The sequence below is a fragment of the Streptomyces sp. NPDC059456 genome, assembly GCF_042750055.1.
Classification (GTDB): Bacteria; Actinomycetota; Actinomycetes; order Streptomycetales; family Streptomycetaceae; genus Streptomyces.
Genome location: NZ_JBHYVA010000101.1, coordinates 9,942 through 17,641 on the forward strand (window position 1 = coordinate 9,942; position 7,700 = coordinate 17,641).

7 protein-coding genes are annotated in these 7,700 nt (G+C 71.8%); 4 read left to right on the top strand and 3 right to left on the bottom strand.

Annotated features, from left to right (window positions below; all coding sequences use genetic code 11):
* Positions 1-133: 133 nt before the first annotated feature.
* The gene (locus tag ACFXA3_RS12175; protein ID WP_385185581.1) at positions 134-286 is read right to left on the bottom strand and encodes a thiocillin family RiPP; all 153 of its coding nucleotides are present in this window, start codon (positions 284-286) and stop codon (positions 134-136) included.
* A 228-nt stretch (positions 287-514) separates the two neighbouring features.
* A complete protein-coding gene (locus ACFXA3_RS12180) occupies positions 515-1,882 on the bottom strand; it encodes an IS701 family transposase (RefSeq protein ID WP_385185583.1) in 1,368 nt (455 codons plus the stop codon).
* 368 nt (positions 1,883-2,250) lie between these two features.
* Here ACFXA3_RS12180 and ACFXA3_RS12185 point away from each other — a divergent pair, with 368 nt between their 5' ends.
* From ACFXA3_RS12185 to ACFXA3_RS12200, 4 genes are all read left to right on the top strand, one after another.
* On the top strand, positions 2,251-3,462 hold the full coding sequence (locus tag ACFXA3_RS12185) for a serine hydrolase domain-containing protein (RefSeq protein WP_385185586.1): 1,212 nt from the start codon (positions 2,251-2,253) through the stop codon (positions 3,460-3,462).
* An 18-nt stretch (positions 3,463-3,480) separates the two neighbouring features.
* Positions 3,481-3,963 carry a GNAT family N-acetyltransferase gene (locus ACFXA3_RS12190; protein ID WP_385185589.1) on the top strand — a complete coding sequence of 161 codons (483 nt, stop codon included), beginning with the start codon at positions 3,481-3,483 and terminating at the stop codon, positions 3,961-3,963.
* A 56-nt stretch (positions 3,964-4,019) separates the two neighbouring features.
* The gene (locus ACFXA3_RS12195; RefSeq protein WP_385185592.1) at positions 4,020-4,535 is read left to right on the top strand and encodes a SigE family RNA polymerase sigma factor; all 516 of its coding nucleotides are present in this window, start codon (positions 4,020-4,022) and stop codon (positions 4,533-4,535) included.
* 111 nt (positions 4,536-4,646) lie between these two features.
* On the top strand, positions 4,647-5,885 hold the full coding sequence (locus ACFXA3_RS12200; protein ID WP_385185594.1) for a hypothetical protein: 1,239 nt from the start codon (positions 4,647-4,649) through the stop codon (positions 5,883-5,885).
* 19 nt (positions 5,886-5,904) lie between these two features.
* Here the strand turns inward: ACFXA3_RS12200 and ACFXA3_RS12205 are convergent, their stop codons facing one another.
* Positions 5,905-7,590 carry a bifunctional 3'-5' exonuclease/DNA polymerase gene (locus tag ACFXA3_RS12205; protein WP_385185597.1) on the bottom strand — a complete coding sequence of 562 codons (1,686 nt, stop codon included), beginning with the start codon at positions 7,588-7,590 and terminating at the stop codon, positions 5,905-5,907.
* Positions 7,591-7,700: the final 110 nt, after the last annotated feature.

Consider the following 7,700-nt stretch of genomic DNA (forward strand, 5'->3'; position numbering starts at 1 on the left):
GGGTTTTTTTTTTTTTTTACACACGCCGTTCGGTTATTACCTCGCGTGGTGGGTATTTTGATTTCCCCGCTTTTTCGTAATTTTTGGGGGGGGGGGGGGGGGGGGGGCCCCCCCACCCCCGGTCACAGCCGGCTCAGTGCGAGCCGACCGTGCTCGCCGTGCTCGGGCATCCGGCACAGCCGATGGTCCCGACACAGCTGAAGCCTGCACCGTTGACCTCGGTCAGGTCCTCGATGGTGACCTCTTCGACCTGCGCCTGGATGTTCTCGTCGACAGCGTTCATCATGATCCGTCCTCCTTGAAGGCGATGGCGGGCCCCTGGAAACCAGCATCCGGAGACCAATGGCGGAATGTGAGTCACCCGAATTGCCGACGGCGCGGCTCATACCGGCACAGCCTTCTGCGGCAGCCGGTGATGTGCTTCGAATTAACGGCCGTCGGTTTTCCGTCCGGCGTCTCCGCACCTGTCTATCAAGTACGCAAACGGCCACCCAAACGAAGCGCGGAAGAAGAATTACCGCGCGGCCCCGGCCTCCGCCGACGGGCGCGGGCAGGTCCGGAGCGGGCGTTCACCGGCGCTGCCGGCCTGTCGCACCGGCCGCCGGCGTCCGGCGGGCCGGGTCCTGGAGACGACGAGGCCGGCGTGCGCCGCCATGGCGAGGGTCATGTGGCGGTACCAGGCACGCCAGACGCGCCCCTCGTAGCGGTCGAGTCCCGCCTCTTCGCGAGCGGACCGCAGATGGCGCCCGGCCTCTCCGGCGCAGCGCAACGCATGTTCCAGCCGGGCCGGTTCGGTCCCCGCGGGGACGAAACAGAGGTAGGTCCGGTCCCCGCCGTTCTCCGTGCCGGGGTGGCGCAGCAGCCGGCGCTCGAACCCGGGCGCCGTCGGTCCGCCGGCCGGGGGCACGTCCGGGAGGTCCTCGGGAGTCACCGCCAGGACGTAGGGCATCGCGCGGCGCTCGAGCTCCGCACGCAGGGCGTGGCTGCAGCCGTACGGCAGGGGGGACACCACCCACCCCGCCTGGACGCCCGCGTCCAGCGATCTCTCGACCATCAAGCCGGCCAGCTCGTCCTTGGACCGGAAGGGCACGTCCGTGGGAACCGCGGCGCTGCGGCGGCGATCGCGTGCGTCGCACCAGTTGCGGGGCAGGAACAGCTCGCGGTCGATGATCGCCGCGGCGCCGTGGCCGTCCGCGTACACGAGGAAGACGCCGAGCTGGCAGTTCTCGACGCGTCTCCTGCCGGGGCAGTACTGCCTGTCCACGCCGACGGAGTGGTCGCCCTTCTTGACGAATCCGTCCTCGCTGATGACCAGGATGCCCTGCGGGTTCGCCAGGCGTTCCGTGACGAAGTCCCTGACCTCGTCGCGCATTCCGTCCTCGTCCCACCGGGAGGTGGTGAGCAGGCGCCGCTTTCCGTCCGAACTCGCGTCCTTCGCCTGCACGATGGCTTTCCGCGCGTTCTGCTGCCCGGAACTCGCAAGGAGTCCTTGAAGATAACCGAGTGCATGCTCCCGGGGTTCCGCCCGGGAGAATTTCCCCTCAATTCTTCTAAAGATCGGCCTCAGAAGGGTGGAGTAATCGCTTTCCGTAGCTAAAAGCGCCCGGTCGGAGCCGCGGATGTGCATGAAGAATTTCCCCGTTCTTTGAACCGGGGGGACGTGCCCGGCGGACCGCGAACGGTCCTGCCGGTCATCCGGCGAAGGGTGGCGAACCCCACCTGCATCGCCGAACGTACATACGTGCCAGTGCGAAAAGGCCTGGTCAGGCCCTCTTCGCAGTCCGCAGCACCAGGATGAGCCGTGCGCCTCGCGGGCGCCGGAACCCGAGTCGGGGGTGCTCCACCCCCGCGCCTGCCGCCATGCGGGACAACGGTCCCCCATGGATCCGGATAGTCTTATCCCCGTTGCGAATCAAGCACGTCCCCCGTGCTCGGTGGAGCTCTTGTGAGCTCCGCCTCGAGGCTTGTTGATCAAGCCCGCGGTCGACCTTACCCGGAGTTATCGATCAAGCCCAATCACTTTGAGCAAGATCTGAGGAAACGGTCCGGCGGCGCTGCGGTTCCCAGCCTAAGGTCAAGTTACGCCCATGGCGTGGTCATGGAAAAGCAAGTGCGTGAAAGCGGCGGACCGCCGAAATTCGCTTTTCGCGGGCGAATCCCCCGGGGCGGGCCGGGCTCCGGTCGCCGGGGGGTGGGGGCGGGGCTAGCGTGGGGAGGCTGGACCCGGGCGGCGCGTGGCAGGAGGCCGGCATGTCGACACGGTTGCGCAGAGCGGTGGTGGGGACGGTCGCGGCGGGGCTGGTGCTGGTGCCCCTCGGCGCGGGGTACGCGGCGGACGCGCCCGCCGCCCGCCCGGCCCCGGCATCGGCCCCGGTGGCTGCCGACGGGGAGTTTCCCCAGCTGACCCCCGCCGTGGCCCGGCAGTTGGACGACGCCGTCCGGAAGGTGATGAGCCAGGCCTCGGTGCCCGGGGTGATGGTGTCGCTCTCGGCTCCCGGCAAGGGCTCGTACGTACGGGCGTTCGGCGTCGCCGACAAGGCCACCGGCCGGCCGATCGGCACGGACATGAACATGCGCATCGGCAGCGTGACCAAGACCTTCACCGTGACCGCCCTGCTCCAGCTGGTCGACCAGGGCAAGGCCGGGCTGGACGACCCCATCGGCAAGTACGTCTCCGGGGTGCCCAACGGGGACCGGATCACCTTGCGCGAGCTCGCCGGGATGCGCAGCGGGCTGTTCAACTACTCGGAGGACGAGGGCTTCTTCAAGGCGTTCACGAGCAACCCCCGCCGCCCCTTCACCCCGCAGGAGCTGCTCGCGTACTCCTTCAGGCACCCGGTGCTGTTCGAGCCCGGCGCGAAGTTCTTCTACTGCAACACCAACTTGATCCTGCTGGGGCTGGTGGTGGAGAAGCTGAGCGGGCAGAGGCTCGACGACTACGTCAACGCTAAGGTCGTCCGCCCCGCCGGTCTGCGCCACACGCTGTTCCCCGTCGGCGCGGAGTTCCCGAGTCCGCACGCCCAGGGGTACACCGACCAGACCGCCTCCGGGAAGGTGGAGGACGCGGCCGACTGGAACCCCTCCTGGGGCTGGGCCGCCGGGGCCATGATCTCCGATCTCGCCGACCTGAAGACCTGGGCGAAGGTGCTGGCCACGGGCACGCTGCTGAAGCCCGCCACCCAGGCCCAGCGTCTGAAGGTCGTCGACGCGCTGCCCGGCACCGGCTACGGCCTGGGCATCTTCAACGTCCAGGGCTGGATCGGGCACAACGGCTCGCTGCCCGGCTACCAGGCGCTGGTCGTGTACCTGCCGCAGGCGAAGGCCACGCTGGTGCTGACGCTGAACACGGACATCTCCCACCAGGGCTCCGAGCCCAGCACCCTCTTCGGCGAGGCGATCACCAAGATCGTCACCCCGGACCACGTCTTCAGCCTGCCCGCCCAGCCCGTCACCGGACACTGAGCACTGAACACTGGTGGCATGAACGACCACCAGAATCCTGTCGTGCGCGTCGCCGGTGAAGCCGATGTCGAGGCCGCGGCCGTACTGTTCCGCGGCTACCTCGACTTCTACGAGGTCGAGGTCGAGGACCCGGACGCCCCCCGCGCCTTCCTCGCCGAGCGGATCCGGGCCGGCGAGTCGCTCGTGCTGCTCGCCGACGCGCCGGGGGCCGGGCCGGGAGCCGGCGCCGTCGGCTTCGCGCAGGTCTACCGGACCTTCTCGTCGCTGGCCCTGCGCCCCCTGTGGATCCTCAGCGACCTGTACGTCGACCCGTCCGGCCGCCGCACCGGCGCCGGGCGCGCGCTGCTGCGCGAGGTGCTGCGCCGGGCCGGGGAGGCCGGGGTGGCCGGGGTGCAGCTGGAGACCGCGTACGACAACCACGTCGCACAGGCCCTGTACGAGGCGGAGGGCTTCGAACGCGACGCGTTCCACATCTACTTCAACGGACTTGGACAAGGGTGAAACATCTGCGGGCCGCCGGCGCGTCAATGGGGTGAGACGGACGCGAGGGGGAGGAAATGCGGCACGCTCGCAGAGAAGGGTTCCGTGAGTTCGCGGAAGGCCGGTCGGGGCCGCTGTACCGGTCGGCCTGCCTGCTGACCAGCGGGGACACCCATCTCGCGGAGGATCTGGTGCAGGAGACCCTGGGGCGGATGTACCTGCTCTGGGGGCGGATCTCGCGCATCGACAACCCGGCGGCGTACGCACAGACCGTGCTCGTACGGGCCTTCCTGACGCACCAGCGGCGCAGGTCGGCGGGGGAGCGCCCGGTCGGGGAGTTCCCCGAACCGGGAGCGCCCGCGGCGGGCGGCACCGATCCGGCGCTGCGGCTGACGCTGCTGGAGGCGCTGGGCCGGCTGGCGCCGAAGGACCGGGCGGTGCTCGTGCTGCGGTACTGGGAGGACCGCAGTGTGGAGGAGACCGCCGATGCGATGAACGCCAGTTCCGCGGCGGTGCGTACCCGCACCACGCGGGCGCTCGGCCGGCTCCGGGAACAACTGGGCGGCTCGCTGGCCGAGTTCGCCGGCCTCTGAGGTTCCCTGCACGTCCTGCACGTCCTGCACGTCCTTCGCCCCCGGCGTGCCCGGCAGTCCCCTGCCGGGTCCGTCTTCACCCTCGCCCTTGGATGGAAGGTCTGGTTCCGCATGCCCTTTGAAGACGACCTCAGCGACGCCCTGCGGCGCACGGGCGAGGCTTTCACGCCCGACCGGCACGCCCTCGTGAGCGCCGGCGAACAGCGCGGGCGGCGGCTGGTGGCGCGCCGCCGGGCCGCCGTCGTGGGCGGATCCGTGCTGGCGCTCGCCGTGATCGGCGCGGGCAGTGCCTACACCGGGGGGCTGTTCGACGCCGCGGGCACGTCCGGCGGTCAGACCGTCGCCGCGCCGCCCGCCCTGCCGGAGAAGGGGAAGGGGAAGCGGACCGGCAGTGGGGCCGTTCCCGCCGATCAGATGGCCGCCGTGTTCAAGAAGCTGCTGCCCAAGGGGCAGCTGTCCGACATCGAGGCGCGCGGCACGGCAGACGAAGTGGGCCCGAGCGTCTCCGGGGTCTACGACGACGGTCAGGGCAAGGCGGCCATCGGGGTCTCCCTCACGCGGACCGACCCGTCCGGCCGGAGCGCCGCGGAACTGCTGAAGTGCCCGGACGGGAACGTCGTCGAGCACGACGCCTGCGAACTCGACACGCTGCCCGACGGCGGACGGATCCAGCTCTTCAAGGGGTACGAGTACCCCGACCGCCGGGAGCCCACGAAGCTGTGGCGGGCCATCCTGGTGACACCGGAGGGCTACCAGGTCGACGTGCAGGAGTGGAACGCGCCGGCGGAGAAGGGCGCGAAGGTCTCGCGGGTCGACCCGCCCCTGAACGCGTCCCAGTTGAAGGAGTTCGCGATCTCGACGCTGTGGCGCCCGGCGCTCGGCGACCTGCCGGCGGCCGGAGCCGAGCCGCAGTCCCCCGCCACCCCGCCCACGGTGGCGGACGCCGGCGTGATCCTGGAGTCCCTGCTGCCGCAGTCCGGGCTCACGGTGACCGGCAAGGGCGGTTCGGGCGACTACGGCTACCTCGTGCTCGACGACGGCAAGGGCGCCTCGTTCGTCCAGGTCAACGCGCAGCAGGGCATGGGCCCGGCACTCGCGGCCCGCTTCGGCGCCCCCGACGCCACCACCCTCCCCGACGGCACCAAGGTGGTGGCGGAGCAGCAGCCCGGCGAGAAGGGCGGGGCGAACGTGGTCATGTGGACCGTCGACACGCTGCGGCCCAACGGGCTGCGCGTGGTGATCTCCGCCTTCAACTCGGGCAACCAGAACAAGGCCGCCACCCGGAAGGAGCCCGCGCTGACGATGGAGGAGCTGCGCCGGATCGCCCTGGACCCGAAGTGGGTCGGCTGACCGGCCGGAGCGGACGCCGCTACTTGGCGTCCGCGTAGCACTCCACGACCGCCGTGGTGAACGGGAACCGGACCGGGGTGTCACCGAAGGCGATCCGGCCGGCCCGGTCGCCGGCCGCACGGATGGCCTCGGCGACGGCCTCGGCCTCCTCGGCGGGGCAGTGCACCATCACCTCGTCGTGCTGGAAGAACACCAGCTCGGCCCGCATCCCGGCGCCCGCGATGGCCTGCCGGAGGGCCGCGAGCAGCAGCAGGGCCCAGTCGGCGGCGCTGCCCTGGACGACGAAGTTGCGGGTGAACCGGCCGCGGGCCCGCGTGTTGGTGGAGGCGTGGCCCGGAGTCCAGCCCTCCTCCCGGTCCTGCGGGATCCCGGCCTCGCCGTCCTCGTCGCCGCCGGCCGGCGGCGGACACGTCCGGCCCAGCCAGGTCCGTACGAGCCGGCCCTCCTCCCCCGCCCTGGCGGCGTCGTCCACGTACGCCACGGCCTGCGGGAAGCGGCGGCGCAGCGCGGCCAGGTTCTTCAGCCCGTCGCCGGAGGTCTGCCCGTACACGGCGCCGAGGACGGCGAGCTTGGCCATGTCCCGGTCACCGGAGAAGCCCTGGCGGGAGATGGCCGTGTACAGGTCCTCGGGGCGGCCGGCCACCTCCATGAACGCCGGATCACGGGAGATCGCGGCCAGGACGCGGGGCTCCATCTGATCGGCGTCGGCGACGACGAGCCGCCAGCCGGGGTCGGCGACGACGGCCCTGCGGATCACCTTCGGGATCTGCAGGGCCCCGCCGCCGTTGGTGACCCAGCGGCCGGTCAGGGTGCCGCCGGGGACGAACTCGGGGCGGAAGCGGCCGTCGCGGACCCAGTCCTGGAGCCAGGTCCAGCCGTGGGCGGTGTAGATCCGGTACAGCTTCTTGTACGCGAGGAGCGGCTCGACGGCGGGATGGCCGAGCTCCTGGATCTCCCAGCGGCGCGTGGACTTGAGCCGGATCCCCGCCTCGGCGAAGGCCTTGACGACATCGGCCGGCAGGTCGGGACGTACGCGGCGGCCGAACGCGGCGGAGACCTCGTCCGCCAGCTCGGCGAGGCGGCGCGGCTCGCCGCCGCCCGCGTACCGGTCGCCGAGGAGCTCGGTGAGCAGCGCGCGGTGCACGTCGGCCCGCCAGGGCAGGCCCGCGCGGTGCATCTCGGCGGCGATCAGGAACGCCGCCGACTCGGAGGCGGTGAGCAGGCGCATGCGGTCGGGGTGAGCGGTGGCGGCGTGGCGTCGCGCCTGGTCCTCGTAGACGGCGACGAGCGCGTCGAGGGGGAGGGGCACGCGGGCGGGCTGCGGATCGAAGAGGGAGTCCTGGGCGCTGGGGGCGGCCGCGCGCTGCGGGGGCGGCGGATCGGGCGGTACGGGCGCCCCGGTGAGCCGGGCCCAGGCCGCCGCCGCCGAGCGGGGCTCGCCGGAGCGGCCCTCGTGGGCGAGGAGGAGGAGCTCGGCGTCCTCGATGTCGTGGCAGCGCTCCACGCGGATGCCCGCGGCGAGGAGGCGGGGGTAGACGGCGGTGGTGCTGCGCCAGATCCAGCGGGTGGCGGCGGGGGCGGAGCGGATCGCGTCCGCGGGGTCCCGGAAGGTGAGCGTGGGGGAGGGCGCGGCGGTGAGCGGCCTGGCGTGCCAGAGGCCTTCGGCGGCTTCGGCCAGGGCCCAGTGGGGGATGGGGTCGCTCATGGGTGCGCGTGTCCCACCGGGGGCTGACAGCGCCCCCCGACGCCGCAGCCTCGCCCGCGGCGTCGCGTCGGCTGCCGCTGCCGCTGCCCGCGTGCGCGCCGTTGCGGGGG